Raw genomic sequence first — 24,273 nt, 5'->3', positions numbered from 1 at the left:
TAATTATGTAAATTAACATAGTACGAATCATTAAAAAGGAGTCAGATCATGAAAATAAAAAAAAGTAGTGGGCTCATACCCCTCCTATGCCTCGCAATTTCTGGCGGATGGTTAGCCATAAAAAATGAATTTTCCATAGCAGCTCTTTCAGATGCCCTTTTCTTGTGGGCGCTGTTCTTTTTGATCATTGGCGGTTTTTTATGGGTATTTGCTTCTGGTTTCTTTGACCATTTTCAATACTCCATGAAGAAAGCTTTTTCCAAAAATAAAACAGATTATCTGAAATTATCCCAAGTCGGCAAACAGAGCTACGCCTTTTGGTTATGGCCTGGTGTCTTCTTGTTATTCCTTTCATTGCTCTTTTTAATGATTGCTACTAGTTAATTTCATTCTTATAGTTTTACTCATTGAAATGAGAAGCAAAAGGCTGAGACAAGAAATTGTCCCAGCCTTTTCTTCGGCATTTCAAGTCAACTACTCGTGATTATTCGATTGATGTCCACTTGTAGTCGTATTGTGCGCCCGCTGCGTGAGCAACAACACCTTTGACTTTTGTTGCACGTAAGTGTGCTTCCGCTTTTTGATAAACTGGAATGACACCTTGTTCATTCATAATGATTTTTTCTGCATTGACTAGATCTTCCCAACGTTTGTCAGGGTCATTGGCATTGGTTGTACCCGCTGCTTCAACGGCTGCATCGTATTCTTCGTTACTCCATTGCCCACGGTTGTATGAATTGCCTGTCGTAAACAAGTCTGTAAAGCTACTTGCATCGGCATAGTCAGCACCCCAACCGCCCATTACTGTATCAAAATCACCAGCGTTTGAACGATCCAAACGAACAGAGAATGGTACTGGACTTAACGTGACTTTCACACCGTCCAATGTTTTTTCGATCGTATCTTGCAAGTACTCAATGATTTTCTTCGTTGAGTCTGTATCAGAAGCTAAGATATCAAATTCTAATGAATCGATCCCTAATTCTTCTTTGGCTTTTTCCCAATGTTCTTTGGCTTGTTCTTCATTGTATTCAATGACGCTGCCAGCTGCTTCCGTGAAGTCTGTATGATCACCAGGGCTGAAGGTCATGCCTTCTGGTACCAACCCAGTTGAAGCAATCGAACCATCCCCTAAGATCGATGTCACTAAGGCATCACGGTCGATCGCATAAGAGATCGCTTTACGTAAGTTTTCGTTACGGAAAGGTGAATCTTCATCACGTTGGTTCAATTCTAGGTAAGAAGTCGTTGCTTCTGGTTGAGAAACAAAGGCTTCATCGTTAGCCATTTGTTGCGCTAATTCACCTGTTAGGATGACATCATCTGCTTGACCATCTTGGAAAAGGTTCAAGGCAGTTGAGGATTCCTTCACGACGCTTACGTTGATCGTTTGTAATTTAACAGTATCTTTGTCCCAATATTGGTCGTTCTTTTCATAAGCCCATTCCGTATCCGTTCCTGGTCCATCAAACCCAGTCAAGACAAATGGTCCATTGTAAACGGCATTGTCGCTGGTTGACGCATATTGATCGCCATTTTCTTCTACCACTTTTTGATTTTGTGGGAAGAAGGATGGGAATGCTAATAAGTAGTCAAAGTAAGGTGTTGCTTTTTCTAGGGTGATTTCTAATTCATAATCCCCCACTGCTTTGATGCCTAGCTCTGATGGATCCGTATCGCCTGCTGTGATGGCATCTGCGTTCTTAACTGGTGAAAATAGATACGCGTATTCTGATGCTGTTTCAGGTTTGACTGTCCGTTGCCAGCCATAGACGTAATCCGCTGCTGTAACAGGGTCACCATTTGACCATTTCGCATCTTCACGTAATTTGATCTTGTAAGTCAGTCCATCCTCGCTAACTTCAGCTGCTTCAGCTGCACCAGCAGGTTGTGGTGTACTGTCAGCATCCAAACGATACAGTCCTTCATATACATTGTTCAATGCACTGAAGCTGATCGTATCGGTTGCTAATGAGAGATCCGCACTTGGCATTTCTTGTGAAACCACTATGTTAAACACTTGTTCTGCACTGCTGTCACCGCTTGCTGCTGTGTCATTGCTTGAACTATTTGTTCCGCCCGTTGTACAACCGGCTAACGCCACGCCACACACAGCCACTAAACCATAGGCCCATTTATTCTTCATCCTGTCCTACCCCTTAATTGAATTAATTTTCAGAATAATCATGCGATTTCTGAAGTTAGATAAGATTTTAATTAATAATTATTAAAAAAGCAATCCTTTTTTCGATAAAAAACACCTCTGACAGAAAGTTTTCTTGGTATTTACTTACCTTACTCTCATCAAACATTCGTTAAATGCTATTTTTCCTTTTTTTATTTATAAGAAATAAAGCAAAAAAAATAATAAAAAAACATGGTTAAATGTAACTTACATTCATTTTCTGTCTTTCTTTTTCATTTGATCCGTCAAAATGAGAAATGTCTGATAGAAGGGTAAATATACAGAAATCGCCAATGATTTTTATCAGAACAGACCAAAAAAAGACCTGATCGCATGCTTGCTGATCAGGTCTTCTCGCCTTAAAGACATTTGTTTCATCCCCGAAAGGATGTCCTTCAATGATTAATGGATCGCGCCGCCAATTGCTTTTAGATCTTCTTTGTCGGCATAATCAACGATGGCTTCCACCGCTGCAGTCAATCCTTTGGCGATGTCTTCGATGCTCATTGCAGGCTGTCCTGCTTTATCGACGACTTGCTGAGGAATAAACGGCACGTGGATAAAACCACCCTTCATTTCAGGGTATTTTGTATCGATCATGTATTGTACTTGATACATGATGTGGTTGCAGACGAAGGTTCCAGCAGTATTAGAAACGGCTGCCGGTATTCCTGCTTTTTTCATGTTTTCTACCATTGCTTTGATCGGCAGTTGTGTGAAGTAAGCAGGCTTCCCTTCTGTTTGGATCGCTTCATCGACGGGTTGATTGCCTTCGTTATCAGGAATCCGGGCATCATCTACATTGATCGCCACTCGTTCTGGTGAGATGGCAAACCGTCCACCCGCTTGGCCAATGTTTAAAACGACATCTGGGTGGATCTCTTCAATTTTCTCTGCGACGATCGCTGCTGATTTCCCAAATACAGTAGGGATCTCTGCTTTCACGATCTGTGCACCATGAATTGTATCTGGCAGTAATTTCACTGCTTCTAAGGCAGGATTGATTGCTTCTCCGCCAAATGGATCAAATCCGGTAATTAGTAGTTTCATTTCCATCATCCTTCCCTCTTTGTTTTACCACTAAAATGCCCAAAAGTACATTAAAGCGATGTGGATCACTAACAATAATAAAGCAATTGGGGCTTGTGCTTTAATGACACCATTGGGGTCTTTCATCTCTAACAAGGCCACTGGCAGTGCGTTGAAATTGGCTGCCATCGGAGTCAGCAATGTGCCACAAAAACCAGCGGTCATAGCCAACGCACCAGCAACGACTGGGTCGCCGCCTTGAGCCATCACAAAAGGTACACCGATGCCTGCGGTAATAACGGTAAATGCCGCAAAGCCATTTCCCATGATCATAGTAAAGATCATCATTCCTAAACAGTAAGCCACGACACCGATAAAACGATTGCCTTCTGGCACGACACCAGAGATTCCTTGAGAAATCACATCACCGACACCAGCAGCGTTAAAAATGACACCTAGTGCTGCTAATAACTGCGGCAAGATACCGGCAGTTCCGACTTGACGAAGCATCCGGTCGGAATCGTCCAGCACTGTTTTCGGTTTAGCGGAAGTCAACACGACTGCCAACAAGAGCGCTAAGATCGATGCGATCCCGATTCCAACTTGGCCTCCTAATGGTGTATAAGAAATCACCACAGCGATCAATGCTAAGCTGATACATGGCACGAAGATCGTACTACCGATCCGTTTAGCCGATGCTTCTGCTTTTTCATCATCCACGTCCACGATTTTACCAATCTGCACTTGTTTGAAGAAGGTCAAACAGCCCATCAAAACGATCAAAATACCGTCCACAAGATACGGCAAGAAATTCCCGAAAGCAAAGACGATCCCTAGCAGTAACCAAAAAGCAGAGGTGCCTAATCGGGTGGGATGATCCGCTTCACGAAAAACCCGTACAGCCGTCATGATCGACAGCAATCCGATCAAGATATAAAAGAATTCCAGTAATCCGTTAACGATTCCTTCCATCTATTTGTCCTCCTTCTTGCCATATTTTTTTGCTAATTTACGATCAAAGAGCAAGTTCGACAATGTAGCAATGACTAAGACGATCAATGCGATCGGCAATGAGGCTTGCGCGATCGAACTAGCTGCCACATCGTAGCCAAGAGATTGCAATGTTCCTACGATCAATAGCACACCAGAAGCAGCCACAAAGGTATTTTGCGCAAAGAAATTCCCGAAGTTTTCGTTAGCGGCAGCCCGAGCTTTGATTTTTTCCTGATCTTTTTCATCCAGTTCCCCAAATTTGTTTTCCCCAGCAGCTTGCGCCATCGGGTTAACGATCGGGCGGATAAATTGTGTATGTCCTTGGATCCGAATAGAGAAAAAGCCAGCAAGTTCTCGAATAAACAAGTACAAGCTTAAGAACTTCCCTGGTGTTAAGCCTTTGATCTTTTCAATCAATATGACTGCTTGCTGCTTCAAGCCAAAACGTTCTGACAAGCCGACCATCGGTAGTGTCAGTAAGAACAGTGTAACGAGTCGATTATTGACAAACGCTTCTCCTAACATTGTTAAAAAATCAACAACAGAAATCCCCGACACAAGCGCGGTGACAAAACCAGCAACGATTACGACAGCAATAGTATCTAGCTTCAGCAAAAAGCCGACTAAAATAACTAGAATACCAATTAATTTAATCCATTCCATCAAATCATCCTTTCACAGTAAGTTATTTTTAATGAATACCAGCTTTTAGTATAATCTATTTTTTTCTTGTAAAACAATGTTTTTTGAATTTTCTTTACAGGAATACGCTTTCTTTAAGGCGTTTTTTAATTGCTTAGATAATAAAAAACCAAAAGAAGAACTGCGCTTGTGCAGTCCTTCTTTTGGTTTTTTGTGTTTAAGAAGCAGAAGCTTCTTTTTTCATTTGTTTGCTTCGCAGCTGTCCGCATGCTGCGTCGATATCTGTCCCATGTTCTTTACGAATCACACAGTTGATGCCGTTTTTCTTTAAAATGTCATAAAAAGCTAACACATCGGCTTTTTTACTTCGAGCATATTGGTCATGCTCACTCACTGGGTTATAAGGAATCAAGTTGACGTAAGACAATTTCTTTTTATCCTTCAATAATGCTGCCAACTGACGGGCATGTTCCGGTCGGTCGTTGACATGATCCAGCATGATATACTCAAACGTGATGCGACGATTGGTTTTTTCTAAATAATAATCGACCGCTGCCATCAGTTTTTCAATCGGGAAGCTCCGATTGATCCGCATCATGGAGGTTCTGACTTCGTTATTTGGGGCATGCAGCGAAATCGCTAGGTTCACTTGCAAGCCGTTCTCCGCAAACTCTTTGATTTTATGCGCTAAGCCGCTGGTTGACACGGTAATATGCCGCGCACCGATCGCTAAACCCTTTGGGTCGTTAATGATCTGCAAGAAATGCATCACATTGTCATAGTTATCAAAGGGTTCGCCGATCCCCATGACGACTACGTGAGAGACCCGTTCTCCCTCGTTGCGTTCATCAAAATAGTGTTGTACTAACATGATTTGAGCCACGATCTCGCCTGCCGTTAAATCCCGCTGTTTCTTTAATAACCCACTGGCACAAAAGGTACAGCCGATGTTGCAACCGACTTGGGTTGTCACACAAACCGACATGCCATACTCTTGACGCATCAAGACCGTTTCAATCATGTGATTGTCGGGCAATTGAAATAAATACTTGACGGTCCCATCACTGGCTTCTTGTACCACCATCTGCTTCAGGGGATTGATCACAAAGGCTGCCGTCAGTTTCTCAATCAAAGGTTTCGGTAAATTGGTCATTTCTTCAAAGCTGGTTACTCGTTTTTCATAGAGCCACTCCCACACTTGGTTGGCTCGAAATTCCTTTTCGTTTTGTTCAGTTATCCACAAAGATAGATCTGATTTGGTAAGTCCATAAATCGATGGGTTCACTTTTTTCCCTCTTTTCAAACTAGTCGCTACATACTATAACTGAATTCTTTGTGAAAAGCAACCGTACCTTGGTTGTTTGTCAAAGCGAAACCGTTGCTCTACTGCGCTGGTTGATCATTTTTTTCGACGCTCAATGTTCCCATCCATCACGCCATCTTACTTGAAATAGCTCTCACAAACATTTTAGTCATAAAAAACAAGCAGCGAATGAACCAACTCCTGTGAAATAAATGGAGCAGCTCTTTCCTGCTTGTTTGCTTTTCCTTGAAGAGATACTCTCTCATGGGCATTGCTTTCTTCACATGATCACCCTTCAAAAGAAAGGACTTGGCCTTCTTTGGCGGTCAACATCCCTCGTTGCGGTGGCTGTAGCTGTAAATAAAGATGGAGTGACATTTCTAATATCAGTTCTTTGTCTCCTTGTTGAAAAACGCCGTAATAATGGGTCTGTTCCCGTTTCTCTTCATATGTATGACTGACAAGGTAATACCCTTGTTCCATGGTTTCGTTGCGCTTTTTGGTTTCTGAAAGAAAACGGCGAATATGTTTATAAGTAAAGAGAATCAATAAAATGACAACTACTATTAATACTACATACCCCATTGCTTGTTTTACACCTCGATCGTTGATGTAGCAAAGGTCGGCTCCACACCAATACTGATCATCAAAGCAGCATCGACTTCACACATCACTTTATCGTCTAAATGACAAACTTTTTCTTTCAACCGACTTTTGTCGATCGTGCGGATCTGTTCCATCAAAATGACGGAGTCTTTGCCAATCCCTGTGCAAGAAGCGGAAATTCCAATGTGGGTTGGTAATTTCGGCTTCGCCATTTTTGCCGTGATCGCCGCAATGATCACGGTGGGACTGAAGTGATTGCCCAAGTCATTTTGAATGATCAAGACCGGTCGTATTCCGCCTTGCTCCGATCCAACGACTGGTGAAAGATCGGCAAAATAAATATCTCCCCTTTTTACCATAGGACCACCCTAACTTTTATATTCTCGCGGAACCCTTGCTGAGAGGGTGCACGCTACTTCATAGTGAATCGTTTCTAACTGGTCTGCAACATCCTGCATCGTAATTCGTTTCCCATGATTCTCACCAATCAACGTGACCGTTGTACCGACAGCAAAGGCTCGCGGCAAACGAATCATCAGTTGATCCATACACACCCGACCGACGATTTCACAAGGTTCGCCTTCTACTAAGAGTGAGAAGCCTTGCATTTTTCGTAACCAGCCATCCGCATAACCGATAGGCACAGTGCCGATCCATTCCTGACGGGGCGTGATATATGTCTCACCATAGCCAATCCCCGCTCCTTTTTCAAGTAATTTCACTTGGATCAGTTCAGAAACAAGTGAAAGGGCTGGTTTTAAGGAAAATGGTTCCTTCAATGCATGACCTGACGGATTCAATCCATACATCGCGATCCCAAAACGGACCATATTCCCAACGGCCTCTTTGTGCCACAAGGAGGTCGCGCTATTGCCTGTATGTATATATGTCGGCAAATAAGGCAAAACAGTTAAGACTTCTTTAAACCGCTGGTGCTGTGTTTCCCAATAAGTTGTATCAGCTTGATCGGCTGTGGAGAAATGGGTAAAGATTCCTTCCCAATCAAATGTGGGATGAGTTTCCAACCAAAGAACGGCTTGAAGCACTTCTTCTGGGGTCAAAAAACCGATTCTCCCCATGCCGGTATCCACTTTGACATGTACTTTAAGCGGTGTCTTTACAGGATTCTCCTCCAAATAAGTACCGGCTTCTACCAACCAGTCCATCGAAGCGACTGGAAAAGAAAAATCGTATTCTGCAAGTAAGGGAATATCTTGCACGTTCACAACCCCTAAAATCAGCAGCGGGTCAGTGATTCCTGCTTCTCGCAATTCGATCGCCTCATCGATCGTCGCAACGCAAAAACCGGCTGCACCGCCTTCTTTGGCTGCTTGAGCAGTTTGTACCGCTCCGTGTCCGTACCCATTGGCTTTTACCACCGCAAAAAGAAACGTCTCGCTTGGTAAGTGAGCAATCTCATTTTTGATGTTTTCAGTAATCGCGGTCGTATCAATAATCGCTTTCGTTGGTCTATGGTAAGCAACCACCATTTCCAGTTCCTTCTTTCTACTAATGCTTGATCAGACAAACAAATTAAGTTGGTTTTATGTAGTCGGCTGTTCGTCCATAAAGTATCGTAGTTTTTTCACCAAGTGACGACTTCCACTCAGGTTACTCACTATCCGATAATTCTAAGATAATTTGTGCAAAGGCAGTATCATTTGTATGGGTGATACTGACAAACGTTTTTTCTAAAGGGTGCGGTGCTTTGGTAACGATCGGTGCACCGAATTCATTGGTCAAGACTTCAATATCATGAAAAGAAACTTTGCCGATCCCCGTCCCCCAAGCTTTCGAGAACGCTTCTTTGCAGGCATAGCGCCCCCCGAGGAACTCTACCTGACGTTTCAGGGGCAAACGGGCAAATAATTTTGCTTCCTTCTCCGTTAAAATACGCGTTATAAACTGAGGTTTTTTTTCAATTAATTCTTTCATTCGAGGCAGCTCGACTGCATCGATCCCGATTCCTTTAATCATTCTTCTCGCTACCTTTACTTAAGATAGGGGTTTCCAAATTGGAATTGGCCCTTGTTTAGCTAGTTACCATTCTACCAAAAAAATGGCGAATTACCATTCAAATCTGACGAGTTTATACGGAGATTAAGATTTTCAATCACTCGTATTTGTTTTTTATATAAAAAAGACCTTGCAAGTTTCCTTACAAGGTCCACAAACTCAATTAGTCTTGGTTATTTCTGATAACGAAACCGCGTTTTTTGTCGTTGCTACGGCGATTGTTTTTACGGGCACCATCTTTTGAATAGTTACCACGGGCTTTATTGCCGTTGCCGCCGCCACGGTTCCCACCGTTTTCTTTGCGGTTACGATTGCCGCCATTGCTGTTATTGCTGCGACGTCCGTTTTTATTGAATGATTTTTTTCCTTGAGGTAATGGGCGTTCTGGTGTAATTTTGACTGGTTCTAAATCAGCTGGATCTTTCGCCATTGTTTTTAGAAGCAGTGCTGCTAAATCTTGTGCAGAATAACGTTCCAAAAGATCGTCGGCTGCTTGCAAGTATTTATCCAAACCATTTTCATCCAATTTTGTTTCAACAGATTCGATTGCGGCACCTAATTGACCTTTAAAAGCTTCTTTTTCGGTTGGTGGGCGCATTGGTGTCATCCGTTTTTTCGTTAAGTTTTCAATGACATGCAAGTAGCTCATTTCGTTTGGTGTAACGAAAGTCACTGACATTCCGCCTTTTCCGGCACGACCTGTACGTCCGATCCGGTGAACATAGCTTTCAGGATCTTGAGGGATATCGTAGTTGTAAACGTGTGTAACACCAGAAATATCTAATCCGCGAGCTGCTACGTCTGTGGCAACTAAGATATCTAATTGACCACTCTTAAATGAACGTAAAACGCTCATCCGTTTTTGTTGAGAAAGGTCCCCATGAATGCCTTCAGCTTTGTAGCCACGAGCTTCTAAACCACGTGCCAATTCATCAACACGACGTTTCGTACGACCGAAAACGATCGTCAATTCTGGTGATTGCACATCCAACAAACGAGTCATGACATCGAATTTTTCATAATCTTTTGAGCGAACATAATATTGATCAATCAAATCAGCGGTCATTTCTTTGGCTTTGATTTGAACATGTTCAGGCTCTTTCATGAATTTCACGCCGATATTTTTGATTGCTGGCGGCATTGTTGCTGAAAATAGCAACGTTTGACGAACATCTGGCACTTGGCTGATGATTTTTTCAATATCTTCCAAGAAGCCCATGTTCAACATTTCGTCTGCTTCATCTAATACAAGCGTTTCAACCGTACCTAATTTTAAGGTGTGGCGGTTGATATGGTCTAACATACGTCCTGGCGTACCAACTACGATATGGGGACGATCTTTTAATTGACGGATTTGACGGCCGATATCGGCTCCACCGTAAACTGCTTGAACGCGAATTTTTTTGTCTTTACCAAGACGATACAATTCTTCTTGGGTTTGGATCGCTAATTCACGGGTTGGGGCAATCACTAATCCTTGTAGTTGATGGTTCGCTGGGTCGATTTTTTCTAACATTGGCAAACCAAATGCGGCGGTTTTACCAGTACCGGTCTGTGCTTGACCGATCACGTCTTTGCCTGCTAAGGCTAATGGAATCGTTGCTTCTTGGATGGGTGTTGCTTCTTCAAAGCCGGCACGCTCAACAGAAGTCAATAATTCGTTGGATAATTCTAGATCTTTAAATTTCAAATGGATCCTCCTAGGCTGGTCATCTTTTCGATGCCTGTTTTTCTATCATCGAAGCGTAGGTTAGTTCTTCAGAAACACAAGAGTAGTCCCATTTACTCTTATCTTTCTCTCGGTACCGAAAAACCGCTTCACGAAGGCATTATAAAAGGCTAAAACAAGTGTTGTTTGTCTCAGCCATCATTTTATCTCAAAACGTCAATGTTTTTTACAGTAATCATTCTGTGCTTCATCTTTCGGCGTTAGATAAGTATAACACGTTTTGAAAGTTTCAGCAAGATTTCAACTCCGCTTTACATTCCTTTTAGTGCATCAACGACTTCGCTCAAGCCCATGCCATTGCTCCCTTTGATTACCAAGCTGTCGGAAGGTTCTAAAGTTTCCTTTAAGGAGGCGATCAGTTGTGGTTTTTCATCTGTCGCAAAATAGCGCACCTTGTCAGCAAGTGGTGACTGAGCTAGTCGTTTTTGCAATGCTTGCATTTCTTTGCCATAAAGAAAAACTAGTTGGAACGAGTCATCTAAATGTGCGGCCATCTGCTCGTGCATTTGTGCAGAATCTGGTCCTAATTCAAGCATATCTGCCAATACGGCGATCCGTCTTCCTTCTAACGGCAATTTGCGGAAACTATCCAATACGAGACCCATGGCAGTCGGATTGGCATTGTAAATATCGCTCAAAATCGCTGCTCCATTACCGGCAGTCACCCATTGGGTCCGATTTTTCGTTAATTGAAAATGCGCCAAGCCCTCCTTGATGGCTTCATTTGATACACCAAAATGACGTCCTAAACCAATCGCGATCAAGGCATTTTTGACATTATAACCGCCTAATACCGGTAAGGTAAAAGTCTTACCTGCTACCGTAAAAATCGTTTGATCTTGCGATTCCTCTACGATGTCTCCTTGCAGATCTCCCTCTGTTAAGCCAAAAGTTTCAATGGGCTGCGTCAAGTTAGGAACAAAGGGGTCTAACAATGGTTCATCCGCCGGCATCATAAAGAAGCCGTCTTTTTTCAATCCTGCGGTGATCTCCATTTTGGCTTTGGCGATCCCTTCTCTGGACCCTAAGTTTTCAATGTGGGCTTCGCCAATCAAAGTGATCGCCGCTGCATCAGGTTCTGCTAAGCGCGAAAGGACTTCGATCTCTCCTGCATGGTCCATTCCCATTTCTAAAATCAACACTTGCGTATCTTCTGGTGCATGCAAGATAGTCAAAGGCACGCCTAGTTCATTGTTATGGTTACCTTGAGTTTTGTAGGTCTGGTATTTTTGTGCCATAACCGCGTCTACCATATCTTTTGTGGTTGTTTTCCCATTACTTCCGGTAATAGCGATGATTTTTGGCGCAAGTTTTTCTTTGTAGGCTCGTGCTAACTGTTGGAACGCTTTGACAGTATCCTTGACGGGTATCACAAGGATGCCTTGCGGTGGTTGGATGGTGGGATGACTCCACAATGTCGCGATCGCACCATTGTCTTTGGCTTGTTGGGCAAATTCATGTCCATCCCGAGTCCCCGCCAAGGGAACAAAAAGACTGTTTTCTTTGATTAGACGGCTGTCAAACTCCACAGAGGCAAGTGGTGTCTCATTTTCAATTGGCTGACCAAATACGGCAGCGGCTTCTTTTACAGTAAAATTCATCAGTTTCGCTCCTTTTTTACAAAAAAAGAAAGCACAAGATCGCTTCAAGTATTTTCCTTGAGTTGAGCTGGCTTTCTTCCTGCTATTTATTCTGCTTCTTTTTCATTCTCTGCTTCAACTTCTGCTTCTTCCACATTCGTCAAGAAAGAACGTCTTTGGTTGAAACGATTCATCCCTAATTGGATCAATTCTTCAATCAAATCACCATACGGCAATCCGGTCTTTTCCCATAGCAATGGGTACATGCTGAATTCAGTGAATCCCGGCATCGTGTTTAGCTCATTTAAAAAGAGCTCGTTTTTATTGGTCAAAAAGAAATCACAACGGCTCAATCCACTGCCGCCTAACATCGTATAGGCTTTTTTCGCAAACTCTTGGGCTTTGGCTTGTGTTTCTTCGGGAATTTGCGCAGGAATCTGCATCTCGATTCGGTTGTCAATGTATTTGGAATTGTAATCATAAAACGCAACATCTTTTACGATTTCTCCCGGCATGGTGGTCCGCACGTCTTCGTTTCCAAGAACAGCGACTTCGATCTCACGGGCTTCGATTCCTTGTTCAACGATCGCTCGGGTATCGTAGCGATACGCTTCTTGCAACGCATTTTGCAGTTCTTCGCGGTTCTCGGCTTTCGAGATACCGACACTTGATCCCATGTTGGCTGGTTTGACAAACATCGGATAAAGTAGACTGCCTTCGCATTGATCGAAAATCTTTTTCGGATTTTCTTTCCACGCATTTTTCAAGACTGGTACATACGGAACTTGCGGAATTCCCGCAGCTTGCAAGATGTACTTGGTCATGATTTTGTCCATCCCACAGGCACTAGTCAAGACACCAGCACCGACATAAGGCATTCCGATGGTTTCTAAAAACCCTTGGATCGTGCCGTCTTCGCCGTTTGGTCCATGGAGCAATGGAAAGACGATCGCGTCTTTTTCATAGATTGCCCCAGGTGAAATTTCTTCCCCTTTGGTCTCTTCGTTGGTCAATGCCAAAGTATCTGGTGACGTTGGCGCCTCAGACAATAATGGGCCTTTTAACCAGCGTCCTTCTTTAGTGATCATTACTAATTGAACTTGGTAGTAATTATAATATACAGCATTAACAACTGAAAAAGCGGATAACAGTGATACCTCATGCTCTGCACTGCGTCCCCCGTATAATAAAATGATTTTCAAAAGAATTTCCTCCTGTATTCATTGATTCTACCAAACTAAGTCTTCCACATTTTAGCACAAAATCGACCAACCGGCATTAAATCTTGCAGAAATTTCTTTAAGCTTACACAGTCGTTAGTTGAATGTTTTTCATTTTGTCAGTACTATGAATATATCACGGCACGTTTAAAGAGGTGGGACCTATGACAGAACAAACTGCTCCTTCTAGAAAAGGACGATTAAAACAAATCCTTCAAGTCTTTTTGAAATACAAAGTCGTTCAAAATATCAGCAAACAGCAGCATCCCGAAATGGTGCGTCAAGCGTTTGAAGAATTAGGACCAACATTTATCAAAATCGGGCAGATGCTTTCGGTCCGCAATGACCTGCTTTCCAGCACTTTCGTTGATGCCTTCAAGCAGTTACAAGACAATGTCAAAAGCGATCCATTTCCCAAGGTCAAAGCACTGCTGGAAGCAGAACTACAGCAGCCACTAACGGAAGTTTTTTCCGCTTTTGATGAAATCCCAGTCGCCTCAGCTTCCATCGGACAAGCCCACCGAGCAAACTTGATCAGCGGCAAAGAAGTGATCGTCAAAGTGCAGCATCCGGGAATCATTGCGGCGATTCAAGTAGATCTCGATCTTTTTGAAAAGGCTCTACCGTTAGTTCGTGCAATTCCAGAAGCCAATGTGGTGGATTTAAAAAGCGTGTTAAGCGAAGTCAGACGATCCCTTGCCAATGAAACGAATTTTTTGCAAGAGATGAAAAATGCGCAGGAATTCTACCGAAACAATCACCAAAACCCGCAATTGGCATTGCCAAAAGTTTATCCCGAATGGTGCACCCAAAAAGTATTAGTCATGGATTACATGGCCGGTGAAAGTTTGAACTGCTTGCTGACCCGCAGCAATCAAGATATCGTTTATGACAATCAGTCCGTGAAAGCAGTGAAAAAACAAGTGGGAACGCTATTAGTCGAAAACTTTATGAAGCAAGTCTTTGAAGATGGCTTCTTTCACGCTGATCCGCATCCTGGCAATCTTTTTTTACATGTCTTCACAGATCAAGCCAATCGACCAAAACCATTCCAAGTCAAACAGCGCGTCGGTGTCCTCGGCGGTGTTGATTATTCATTGAAATGGCAAGAAGAAGCGGTTATGCCGCCTTACCAAGTGATTTTCTTAGATTTTGGGATGATGGGACACTTGGATCAGTCATTACGCAGTCGCTTAGCTGATGCATTGATTGCTTTGTATACCCAAGACACCCAAGAAGTCGGCAAAGCTGTCTTGCGTTTGTGCAACAGCAGCGGCAGTTCCTTTGATGAAGTCGCCTTCTATCAGGATCTTCAAAAATTTGTTGAAAACTACTATAATATGCCGCTAAAGGATATCGACTTGCAAAAAGTGATGGGGGAAGTCATCACAATCTGCCATGATAACCAACTGCAGATGCATCGAGACATCACCTTGCTGATTAAGGCTTTTGGCACCTTGGAAGGTGTGATCAAAGCCTTAGACCCCGAATTATCAATGATGGAAGTCACTCAGCCTTTTGCACAAAAATATTTCTTACAGCAGCTGAGTATTGAAGACGAGGTGAAAAAAAGCGCCTTGGCAACCGCAAAAAGCTTGCGGGCACTTAGCCATCTTCCTGATCGGACCTTGGCTGTCTTAGACACTTTTGCCACTGGTAAACACCGGTTAAATTTAGAGATCCGCGAACAAAAACAGCTATTGGATCGCTTTGATCAGATGGTCAATCGACTGGTGATCGGTATTATTCTAGCTGCGGTCATCCTTGGCTCTTCCTTATTGGTGGTCGCCAGCCCGCAACAAGGAGCCTTCGTCCATCAGATGGGGATCTTCGGATATACCTTAGCATTTTTCGCGATCGTGGCTTTAGTCAGCAAATACTTCTATGATCGTTTTCGCAAGAAATAAATAAGCACCTTCAATTCCCGTGGTTCATGCAGAAGCTGGGTCTTGAGGGTGCTTATTTTGCAAGGATCTGTCGCAATTCGTTTTCAAAGATTCGTTTGAAGGCTTCCCGATCCTCTTTCGTAAAGGGCTTCGGTCCTTTTGTGCGCTTGCCTGCTTTACGCATCTGCGCACCTAAGTAGCGTTGACCTAATAAAAAATCGATCGTTTCTGGCAAATACTCTATACCGTTATGGTGAAAAACTCGTGCTTTTTTGGGCAAGACTAACGAAGCTAAGCCATAATCTTGGGTGACGAGAAAATCGCCGGGTTCTATTTCCTTCACGATTTCATAATCCGCGCGATCCGAGCCTTTGTCGACATAGACAAAGTGAACGTGGGCGGGATAGTCTTTGGTCGTATAATGATCGACACTGGTCACGATTACTACCGGCAGCTGATACTGCTGAGCCAGCTCGATCACTTCATTTTTCACCGGCGAACCGTCGCCGTCAATAAAAAGCCGCATCTGCTTGCTCCTCTCACAAATTTCTTCGTTTACAATTACTTCTATTGTAAGAGGAGCACCTAGAAGATGCAAGCAGACTTTGCAGTATTTTCATTTCAGTATTGCTCAATGAGGGGATAAGAATGACGATCTTTGTCTCACTAACTAGCAGTTGCCATAAGTAAAGCTTATCCTTCAATTCTAGAAAATGCTCGTTCTTTTAGCTCATAAACGACATCGCAAGCCTTTGCTACCTCTTGTTCATGGGTCACTAAGATGATACATTTTTTTTGCTCATGGGCAATTTCTTGAAACAGTTTGACGATTTCTTTAGATGTCGTTTCATCCAAATTTCCAGTCGGTTCATCGGCTACGATCAGCTCATGTTCACAGCACAACGCGCGAACGATAGCGACCCGCTGCTGTTGCCCACCCGATAATTGGGTCACTTTTTTCAGTGCCAGCTCTTCCGTGATGCCAACTTTGGCTAAGTTGGCTAAAGCATAGGCCTTTTTATCGGCTTGCTGCGACTTCGCGATCGCCATGGCTGTGATCACATTGTCCAGTGCCGACATATAAGGCAATAGATTATACGCTTGGAACACGATGGAAACATCTTTGCGGCGGTATTCTCGCAATCCGATTTTTGCTAACGTTTCTTCATTGTAGAAAATCTTTCCTTCTTTCGGTGTATCTAGGCCCGTGATCAGTGACAGGAAAGTTGTTTTCCCCGATCCGCTGGAACCTAAGATCGCATACATCTTGCCAGGTTCAAAGGTCAAATCAACGTCACGAAACAGCGCTTCTGCTTCGCTTTGATACCAATATCCTAATTGTTCTGTTCGTAATGTCATGTCGTTCCTCCTAAGAAACCAAGATTTTTTTCGGATTCAACCGCAAAATGCCCGCGGAAGAGAGTAAGATCGAGCCAAAACTGATCCCTAGACCGAGTAATGCCAATAAACCAATTTGTTGAGGGGAAACGGTGATCTCCAAGGACTCCACTTCTGCTGATTGGGTGAAGGATGGGAAAGAACCACCACGATTTCCGCCCATTTGCGGCATCTCCCCGCCTCCAGGACCAGCGTTTTCAGTGGCTGCTTGATCAGTCGTTGTCTCTGTTTGTTGTGCCAATAATTGCTCTCCGACGGCATTACCGACAAGATTGCCGCTAGCGGCCGCGATCCCTAAAGCAAACACCATACAGACAAAAATCTCTGTGAAAAACTGTAGGATCACTTTAGCCCGTGACTCGCCTAAAGAGAGCAATACACCAATCTCATAGCGACGTTCCCGAATCGACATCATCACGATCAACGTCAAAATAATGATACCGGCAGCAGCAACTAACACAATAATATTTTTTGCAAAGCTAGCGACATTATTCAATGGTGTCAGCATCGACTGATACATTTGATCGTTGGTTTGAATGCTGTAGGTTTCTGTATCGATCAACCCTTCCGCTTCTTCCACGAATGCTGTCATCGCAGACGGATCACTCAAGGTATAGGTTGCTGAATCAATGGTGTCCTCATTGCCGCTCAACGTATTGGCAAGGGTATAAGAGGCAGTGATCGTGTTGGCTGGGTTGAGAAAGTTAAACATTTGGCTCATGCTGTTGCCAACTTCACTCGTTTCATAGATTCCTTTGACCATCACTTCTACTTCATTGTCCTCTGCATCAGTGATTGAAAACGTATCTCCGACCGCTAAATCATTCGCTTCAGCTAGTGAGGATTCAATCAAGACTTGGTTTGTGCCTTCGTCCTCAGAAGTAATTCCTTCTCCATCCGTGATCGTCGCTGTTCCTTCCGAAAAAGTCGTATACGCCGCACTGGTTGATACGCCAGTGATTTGGAAATCACCTGTACTCATACTCCCACCAGGCATACCTCCTGGCATACCGCCCATTTGCCCCGACTCGCTGCTATCGGTTGCTTCTGACTCTGTCGAGGAGTCACTGCTAGAGATCGGTTCGATCCCGCTGACGGCATCAGCCGAGGTACTGACTTCAAAACTATATGAAGCAACCCCGTCTAAATCGGCGATCGCTTGGGCATCAGTAATCGCTACTGGTGTCGATTGAAAACTCCCTGGATCTGGTCGGGTGCTTTGGTCATCGCTGTCAGAAGAAGAGCTCCTTTGCTGAAAAGCCTGCTCGCGGTTTGCTTGCAACGTCACAGTTGCGCCAACACTTTTCTGGGCATTTTCAGTCGCTACTAGTGCCGCACTGCGAATCGTCAGACCCGCCAATACAAAAATCAAGATTGCAGAAAATACGGCGATCAGCAACAGGCTCCGGCCTTTTTTCGCCCATAAACTTTGGAGACCTCGTTTCAAAAAATTCATCTTTGTTCCTCCTGAATGGCAAATTATTGTATTTCGACTATAAGAACCTTAGCTTAAATTGAACTTAAATCTTCCCCTGATTTTTCAAAACGTTGGAACAGACCGCAGCTGTCTTCTGCGATCTGCACGTTTTATTGATGACCCCCAGGGAATGATCGATGAACCTTCAACTAACGGCCAAAGCCGCCGCCCATTTGATTGGTTGTCGCTGTCGCTCCTGATTGGGTCAAGTTAGCGATCGTTTCCGTGACGGGCAACGTTCCTAATTCCGTCCCATCACTAAGGGTCCCACCAGCATAATAACCAGAAACAGCTTGCGCATCATTCGTTCCCCCACTGACCAATGTATAGCTGCTATCCGTCAAATCTGGGCTAGAAAGAACCACATGTTGGTAGCTTTTACTTGGTGCATAGGACAAGATCGTCTGTCCTTGACTATCCTTTAAGGTCACAAGGGTCTCTGCTGCTTGGGTTTGATCGAAACTGATCCCGATCGACTGTTGACTTCCTCCACTGACATTCATGGCCATATCGGTCGTACCAGCAGCCAACAAGACACCGCCAGTGATTTCAAACGTCCCGTTATAATCCAAAGCGCCATTGCCACCGGTCGTTGGACCATTTACGATGACGACCCCATCACTCATGGTGACATTGCCGTTACTGTCTAATCCATCCCCTTCGGCATCGACCACCAACGTCCCGCCAGTGATTATGATTTGTTTGCTGTCATCTGCGGTATCGCCACCGCCAGGACCGCCACCAAAGCTGTCTTGCCCAAATTGGCCAGTGGTTTCCTCCGTATCACTGCCACCACCGGCATTAATCCCGTCATCGCTAGCCACGACGTGTGTCGTGCCACCAGCAATCGTGATCACACTTGCTTCTAGTCCTTCATAGGATTCTTCGATAGCAATCGTCCCATCGGAGATCGTCAATTCATTGTCCGCATGTATGCCGTCGTCACCACTGCTGGCAGTGATCGTACCACCTGTGATGTTGATCGTATCGTTGGCATGCAGGCTATCATCTGCACTATCGATCGCAAAGGTACCGCTGCTGATGGTCATCACACCGCCAGCTTTCAATCCTTTGTAGCTTTCATCCGTCACTAGCGACTGGCTTTGTGCCCCGTCAGCCGTTTTGATCGTGAGATCGGCTGATTGGATGCTCAAATTCGTTTCTGCTTGGATGCCGTCACGACCACTTTGGATCGTAAAGGTACCGCCATCGATCGCAACGTAGCCTTTTTCCGCATCTTCCGAATTATTCGCTTGGATGCCATCTCCTTCAGTGGTGTTCAGTGTGTAGTTCCCTGCCAAGATCGACACGGAATCTTTTCCTTTGATGGCATTGTTTTTCGCTGTGATCTCAATCGTGCCACCAGCTAAAACCAAATCATCTTTGCTGCGCAGCCCGTTGCTGTAATTTCCTGTGATAACCAACGTTCCATCACCGTTGATGGACAAATCTTCTTTACTATAAAAAGCGGCATCTGGTTCCGTCTCACCTTCCGCCAAGGTGTAGCTGCTGCCATCTATCAGAGTATTTGTCGTATCACTGGCTAAGGTCGTGATGACTTTTTCTGCTTGTTCGATGACGACTGCCGCCCCGTCTTCATTGGTGATCGTGACACCCGCAAAGATCAGATGGACTTTTTCTTCTTTATTGACGTTGACAACCAGTTGACCATTACTTAAGGAACCGCTGACGACATAAGTACCAGCTTGCGTGATCGTCACCGTTTGGTCTTCCACTGCAACGCCATCAACAGCCGTCGTATCGCCGTCATTCAATTCAAGTTGCGTGGCGGTCGCCTCATCGTAGGAGGCATCCACGTCTTCTTCTTCGTAACTGCCATAATAGTCCGTAGCATCATCAAGAGTCGTTGCAACGTTGGTCACTGCGGCAGAACCTGAAACAGCCGCTGCAGAACTGGAGCTGCTGCTCGTGCTACTACTATCGGTTTTATCGGTTTGCCCACAAGCGCCTAGGAGCAGCGATGAGAGTAAGAGCGGATAAATGAGTTTTTTCATAAGAGGTTCCTCCTTCTACAGCTCATCGCGGTTAGCGGTGAGCTTGCCTAAAACAACGGGTAAATTGCCATTACGAACCCGAACTTCATCAATGATTTGTTTTTCTTGCGCTTGGTCTTTTAACAGCAACTGATAACGCAACTCATATAAGCTCCCCATCGTGGTCGTTCGAACCGATGTCAGTTTGGCAGAATGCGTATATTTTTCAAAGAGATCATCGAATAGTTGCGGATAATCCAAATCTTCTGGAATCGTGACTTTCAGTTCTCGTTCACTCGTGGCTTGTCGATCGCCAAAGGGCACCGTGTATAAAAGGGTCAAGAAAAGCGCCACGATGATGGAAAAAATCACGACATAGCCGACATAGCCCATCCCAGTTGCCAGACCGATCCCCATCGACCAAAAGACGCTGGTGATCTCTCTAGACCCTCCTGGAACCGAGCGGAAACGAATCAAACTGAAGGCGCCTAAGATCGCCACACCTGTGCCAAGATTGCCGTTGACTAGCATGATCACGGATTGAACGAGGATCGGTAAGACCGCCAAGGTAATGACGAAGTTTTTTGTGTAGACATTGCGGATCATATGGATCGCAGCTACCAATATTCCTAAAAGCAATGAGGCGGCGATACAGATCAATAAGCTACGCCATTCCAGGGTGCTCGTATCGCCCGAAAACAGACTAGATAACATGTAACCATTCCTCCTTCTTGAACAAATGCCGTTGATACGTTTGGGCATATTTCGAAAAGCTCCCTTTGCGCACGCTGTATTTGTTCAACAGCTCCACAAACCATAACGGATAAGCGCCGAGGGCTTTCACTTCCATCAACACCCCGATTTCAGGTGCTACCAGCGCCCCCTCACTGCCAGAACCTAACATAAGATCATAGGTGCGAAAGCGAATGTTTTGGTCGAATGTCACGCGAAATTCACTATCATCATCAATAAACAGCGACAAGCGATCATAGGCAATCAACACTTTCGGCAGCAAGTCTGGGTTTTGCTTAAATAGCCAGTGAATCTCTGCAGCGATTTGTGGTGCTTCTGCCATTGACGGCAAGACCCCTGTTTGCAACCAGCCGCAATAGTCAGCATAGGGCATCGGGACTCGGCGTTTGTAGACCACGCCATTGACTTTCTTTTTGATCTCTAAAAAAATCAACTGCTGCTCTGTCGGTATGCCATAGCTGCGGACCCGAAATTTTTCTTTGTATTTCGGTTTGTCCATCGAATGACGAATAAAGCGGTAATCGTGGGTATCGTAATACAAGGACATAATCGTGTGCTGCCCATATTCATCGATCGCCATTCTTTGCTGAAGCTCAGCAAGAAATGCAGGAAATTGCTCCTTGGCTATTAAATATTTTGTCTCTTTTCTTTGAAAGACTTTTTTCAATTTCATAAAAATGTTCCTCCCTTGAAATCCATGCACTGAATTTACGGCAGCTATCTTAAATGCAGCTTAAGGCAAAACAGTTTTTTTAAGCATTTTTTATGCTATTCGTGCTATTCTTATCCTTAAAGAGGTGGGAACATGATTAAACTATTAGTGATCGAAGATGACAAAACATTATCTGATAATATGAAAGAAATCGTCAGCGAGATCGGTGACGTCACACAAGCCTATGATGGCAGTGAAGGCTTATACGAGGCAGAAACGGGGATCTATGATTTGATTATTCTCGACTTGATGATGCCAGAGATGAACGGTTATGAGGTGCTTTCTGCCCTAAGAAAAAAAGGACTCCAAACACCCGTCCTGATTTTAACAGCCAAAGACGGCTTAGAAGACAAAGTGACTGGTTTTCAAAAAGGGGCAGATGATTATTTGACCAAGCCTTTTTATCGGGAAGAATTATTGATGCGGATCAAAGCGTTGCTAAAACGCTCCTTAGGTTTGTTCAATGAAAATACCCTGGAATATAACGGATTGCTGTGCAACCTTGGCACCAATGAGGTCAGTTACCAAGGGCAGCTTTTGCCGATCCAAGGGAAAGAATTTGAGCTGCTGCTTTATTTTCTACAAAATAGAAACATTATTTTGACTAAGGAACAGATTTTTGATCGCATCTGGGGATTTGATTCAGAAACGACCTTGACTGTCGTCGAAGTCTATATGAGCAATCTGCGGAAACACTTGCGCCAGACAGGGATCGACAAAGAGATCCGTACGTTGCGAAATGTCGGCTATATTATGCAAGGAGCCTAGTCTATGAATAAAGAACGCTCTAAGAGACAACGGCTGCACTCCTTTCTCCTAAATGTCAGTGCCTTTGCGTTGGTTTTCTTACTTTTAGGAACCATCGTCCTCCAATTGTTCAACCAATCGGCTTATCGGCAAACCGACATTTCTTTGGAACAAGCAGTCAAAGATACCCGCTTGATCCAAGCAGAGATCAGCGCTTCGCAATCCAATCTAGAGGTATTGCCACCAGATAGTGCCATGCCAAAGATCCCTGGGACCAATCGCTTCAATACCCAGTTGATTCTCTGGTCTGAAGACGGTGAGATATTAAACAAGCAGACCTTGGGCGGCCGCTTTTCACAACTGGCAAGTTTATCTTTAGATACAAGCCACTTAGACAGTATCACATCTTTTTCAGTGGTGGATCAGTCCTTGTCAGAGGAAGAAGAGACCCTTTTGTTTCGTTCGATCACCACCAAAGCACCAACAAATGATGCTGGTGTCGGCTATATCCAAGTCTTGGCGAACACTAACCAAATCAAAAATGCGATGAACAATTTCCAAACGATTTTGATTTTATCGATGATCTTTTTCTGGATTCTTTCGATCGGGATCAGCTATTTGCTTTCCAGCTTGAACATGCGCCCCATTTTAGCCTCCTGGAAAAAACAGCAGGAATTTGTCGAAAATGCATCCCATGAGCTGCGCACACCATTGACGATCATTCAAAACAGTCTGGAACGCCTGTTTACCAAGCCCAATCATACGATCATTGAAGAATCTGAAAGCATCGCACAAGCGTTAGCGGAAACTCGGCGGCTGACTGGATTAACGGCGGATTTGCTGACGATCGCCCGCAGTGATTCCAATCAATTGCTTTTGACAAAAGAAACCATCGAGCTAGCTCCTTTTATCGATGACTTAGTCAAACCTTTCAAAGAAATTGCCGAATTGGATCAAAAACACTTTGTTGTCGAAAACTTTGCCAAAACGACCGCTTGCTTTGACCAAAAGAAAATCCATCAAGTCCTCGTGATCCTCCTAGATAATGCCTTAAAATATACGAGTAGCGGTGATAAAATCACCCTCTTATCGGAGATTTCTAACAAGCAATGGCTGATCGAGGTCAAAAACACAGGACCAGCCATTTCCGATGAAGAAAAAGCCCGTATCTTTGACCGCTTCTACCGCGAGGATCGTTCCCGCTCCAAAGAGACCGGCGGCTATGGTTTAGGCTTAGCGATCGCCAAGCAAATCGTTGAAGAGCACAAGGGACAAATCCAGGTCAAAGATTTGCAGCCACGAGGGGTTATTTTTCAGATTCGTTTACCTAAAGAAGGATAAAGGAGAAAAACAAATGCAGGTCATCACCCTTAAAGAACACCCTGACTACTTAGCAGAAGCCATTCGTTACTTCAAAAAACAGTGGGCTGGTCCCGACTCCCTCATGGTTTATGAGGATAGCCTGACCCATAGTTTTTCAGCAAATCCTTTGCCGCAATGGCTGCTGCTGGTCAACGAAGAAATCGCAGCAGACGGACGTTATCAAATCATCGGCTGCGGTGGCTTGATCCCCAACGACTTCATCAGTCGGATGGATTTGACCCCTTGGCTTTGCGCCTTGTATGTGGACCCTTTGTGGCGTGGCCAAGGCGGTGCCCGCCTTTTGATCGAAACAGCCAAGCAACGTGCTGCTGGAGCTGGTTTTGATTCTCTGTATCTATGTACGGATCTTTCTACTTTTTATGAGAAATTTGCTTTTGAACCGATCGGAACGGGCTACCATCCTTGGGGAGAGTCTTCCACCATTTATCGCTGTTCTCTCACCTAAATGAACAAAAAAAAGCTGTGAACAAAAATGTTCACAGCTTTCTTTACTCACAGTACTATTGCTAGTAGAATACCCTATCTCCACAAAAGGAATATTCCGACACCCTACAAATCCGGTAGGTTGCTTACGCGGTGTGCCTCTGCTATCAATCTGGTCAGCTAATGCTAGACCTTCT

The 24,273-nt window shown here is 44.2% G+C and carries 23 protein-coding genes; 5 read left to right on the top strand and 18 right to left on the bottom strand.

What is annotated here, in order from left to right; translation table 11 throughout:
- Positions 1 to 48 precede the first annotated feature (48 nt).
- The gene (locus tag IGJ15_RS01720; RefSeq protein WP_005227990.1) at positions 49 to 384 is read left to right on the top strand and encodes a DUF3899 domain-containing protein; all 336 of its coding nucleotides are present in this window, start codon (positions 49 to 51) and stop codon (positions 382 to 384) included.
- Between the two features lie 100 nt (positions 385 to 484).
- On the opposite strand, the gene IGJ15_RS01715 is transcribed toward IGJ15_RS01720, so the two are convergent.
- The 12 genes from IGJ15_RS01715 to IGJ15_RS01660 form a co-directional block, all read right to left on the bottom strand.
- Entirely contained in the window at positions 485 to 2,146 is a 1,662-nt protein-coding gene (locus IGJ15_RS01715) for a peptide ABC transporter substrate-binding protein (RefSeq protein ID WP_010749107.1), read from the bottom strand.
- Positions 2,147 to 2,587: 441 nt separating this feature from the next.
- On the bottom strand, positions 2,588 to 3,235 hold the full coding sequence (gene pcp / locus IGJ15_RS01710) for a pyroglutamyl-peptidase I (RefSeq protein WP_005227979.1): 648 nt from the start codon (positions 3,233 to 3,235) through the stop codon (positions 2,588 to 2,590).
- 30 nt (positions 3,236 to 3,265) lie between these two features.
- On the bottom strand, positions 3,266 to 4,186 hold the full coding sequence (locus IGJ15_RS01705; RefSeq protein WP_005227977.1) for a DUF979 domain-containing protein: 921 nt from the start codon (positions 4,184 to 4,186) through the stop codon (positions 3,266 to 3,268).
- Entirely contained in the window at positions 4,187 to 4,870 is a 684-nt protein-coding gene (locus IGJ15_RS01700; protein WP_010749105.1) for a DUF969 domain-containing protein, read from the bottom strand.
- 196 nt (positions 4,871 to 5,066) lie between these two features.
- Positions 5,067 to 6,134: a 23S rRNA (adenine(2503)-C(2))-methyltransferase RlmN gene (gene rlmN / locus IGJ15_RS01695; RefSeq protein WP_231435198.1), complete on the bottom strand. Its 1,068-nt coding sequence runs from the start codon at positions 6,132 to 6,134 to the stop codon at positions 5,067 to 5,069.
- 306 nt (positions 6,135 to 6,440) lie between these two features.
- Complete coding sequence (locus IGJ15_RS01690; protein ID WP_010749103.1) at positions 6,441 to 6,737, bottom strand: hypothetical protein; 297 nt, start codon at positions 6,735 to 6,737, stop codon at positions 6,441 to 6,443.
- Positions 6,738 to 6,745: 8 nt separating this feature from the next.
- A complete protein-coding gene (locus IGJ15_RS01685; RefSeq protein ID WP_005227961.1) occupies positions 6,746 to 7,117 on the bottom strand; it encodes a type II toxin-antitoxin system PemK/MazF family toxin in 372 nt (123 codons plus the stop codon).
- A 9-nt stretch (positions 7,118 to 7,126) separates the two neighbouring features.
- Positions 7,127 to 8,248, bottom strand: a complete 1,122-nt coding sequence (alr, locus tag IGJ15_RS01680; RefSeq protein WP_010749102.1) for an alanine racemase — start codon at positions 8,246 to 8,248, stop codon at positions 7,127 to 7,129.
- A 121-nt stretch (positions 8,249 to 8,369) separates the two neighbouring features.
- Positions 8,370 to 8,735, bottom strand: a complete 366-nt coding sequence (gene acpS / locus IGJ15_RS01675; protein ID WP_010749101.1) for a holo-ACP synthase — start codon at positions 8,733 to 8,735, stop codon at positions 8,370 to 8,372.
- Between the two features lie 202 nt (positions 8,736 to 8,937).
- On the bottom strand, positions 8,938 to 10,464 hold the full coding sequence (gene cshA, locus IGJ15_RS01670) for a degradosome RNA helicase CshA (RefSeq protein WP_010749100.1): 1,527 nt from the start codon (positions 10,462 to 10,464) through the stop codon (positions 8,938 to 8,940).
- Positions 10,465 to 10,754: 290 nt separating this feature from the next.
- On the bottom strand, positions 10,755 to 12,104 hold the full coding sequence (locus IGJ15_RS01665; protein ID WP_010749099.1) for a UDP-N-acetylmuramoyl-tripeptide--D-alanyl-D-alanine ligase: 1,350 nt from the start codon (positions 12,102 to 12,104) through the stop codon (positions 10,755 to 10,757).
- A gap of 86 nt (positions 12,105 to 12,190) precedes the next feature.
- Positions 12,191 to 13,285, bottom strand: coding sequence for a D-alanine--D-alanine ligase (locus IGJ15_RS01660; protein WP_142962457.1), 1,095 nt, complete (start codon positions 13,283 to 13,285; stop codon positions 12,191 to 12,193).
- A 182-nt stretch (positions 13,286 to 13,467) separates the two neighbouring features.
- Between IGJ15_RS01660 and IGJ15_RS01655 the strand changes: the two genes are divergently transcribed.
- Positions 13,468 to 15,210 carry an ABC1 kinase family protein gene (locus IGJ15_RS01655; protein ID WP_010749097.1) on the top strand — a complete coding sequence of 581 codons (1,743 nt, stop codon included), beginning with the start codon at positions 13,468 to 13,470 and terminating at the stop codon, positions 15,208 to 15,210.
- A gap of 52 nt (positions 15,211 to 15,262) precedes the next feature.
- Here IGJ15_RS01655 and IGJ15_RS01650 read toward each other — a convergent pair whose 3' ends face one another.
- From IGJ15_RS01650 to IGJ15_RS01625, 6 genes are all read right to left on the bottom strand, one after another.
- The gene (locus IGJ15_RS01650) at positions 15,263 to 15,715 is read right to left on the bottom strand and encodes a YaiI/YqxD family protein (RefSeq protein WP_010749096.1); all 453 of its coding nucleotides are present in this window, start codon (positions 15,713 to 15,715) and stop codon (positions 15,263 to 15,265) included.
- Between the two features lie 167 nt (positions 15,716 to 15,882).
- Positions 15,883 to 16,548, bottom strand: coding sequence for an ABC transporter ATP-binding protein (locus IGJ15_RS01645; RefSeq protein WP_010749095.1), 666 nt, complete (start codon positions 16,546 to 16,548; stop codon positions 15,883 to 15,885).
- Positions 16,549 to 16,558: 10 nt separating this feature from the next.
- Positions 16,559 to 18,043: an ABC transporter permease gene (locus tag IGJ15_RS01640; RefSeq protein WP_010749094.1), complete on the bottom strand. Its 1,485-nt coding sequence runs from the start codon at positions 18,041 to 18,043 to the stop codon at positions 16,559 to 16,561.
- Between the two features lie 170 nt (positions 18,044 to 18,213).
- Positions 18,214 to 20,079 carry a carbohydrate-binding domain-containing protein gene (locus IGJ15_RS01635; protein WP_142962456.1) on the bottom strand — a complete coding sequence of 622 codons (1,866 nt, stop codon included), beginning with the start codon at positions 20,077 to 20,079 and terminating at the stop codon, positions 18,214 to 18,216.
- A gap of 15 nt (positions 20,080 to 20,094) precedes the next feature.
- Complete coding sequence (locus tag IGJ15_RS01630) at positions 20,095 to 20,772, bottom strand: DUF4956 domain-containing protein (RefSeq protein WP_005227945.1); 678 nt, start codon at positions 20,770 to 20,772, stop codon at positions 20,095 to 20,097.
- Positions 20,762 to 21,484, bottom strand: a complete 723-nt coding sequence (locus tag IGJ15_RS01625; protein WP_010749092.1) for a polyphosphate polymerase domain-containing protein — start codon at positions 21,482 to 21,484, stop codon at positions 20,762 to 20,764. Before IGJ15_RS01625 ends, IGJ15_RS01630 begins: the two co-directional genes overlap by 11 nt.
- Before the next feature lie 132 nt (positions 21,485 to 21,616).
- On the opposite strand from IGJ15_RS01625, the gene IGJ15_RS01620 reads away from it, so the two are divergent.
- From IGJ15_RS01620 to IGJ15_RS01610, 3 genes are read left to right on the top strand one after another with little or no spacing between them, the layout of a single operon-like run.
- Positions 21,617 to 22,291 carry a response regulator transcription factor gene (locus tag IGJ15_RS01620; protein WP_005227933.1) on the top strand — a complete coding sequence of 225 codons (675 nt, stop codon included), beginning with the start codon at positions 21,617 to 21,619 and terminating at the stop codon, positions 22,289 to 22,291.
- A gap of 3 nt (positions 22,292 to 22,294) precedes the next feature.
- On the top strand, positions 22,295 to 23,611 hold the full coding sequence (locus IGJ15_RS01615) for a sensor histidine kinase (protein ID WP_005227932.1): 1,317 nt from the start codon (positions 22,295 to 22,297) through the stop codon (positions 23,609 to 23,611).
- A 13-nt stretch (positions 23,612 to 23,624) separates the two neighbouring features.
- Entirely contained in the window at positions 23,625 to 24,098 is a 474-nt protein-coding gene (locus tag IGJ15_RS01610) for a GNAT family N-acetyltransferase (RefSeq protein WP_010749091.1), read from the top strand.
- The last annotated feature ends 175 nt before the right edge of the window (positions 24,099 to 24,273 follow it).

It is taken from the genome of Enterococcus sp. AZ079 (genome assembly GCF_050547255.1).
GTDB lineage: Bacteria > Bacillota > Bacilli > Lactobacillales > Enterococcaceae > Enterococcus_D > Enterococcus_D casseliflavus.
This window is presented reverse-complemented; position numbering and strand designations above follow the sequence as displayed.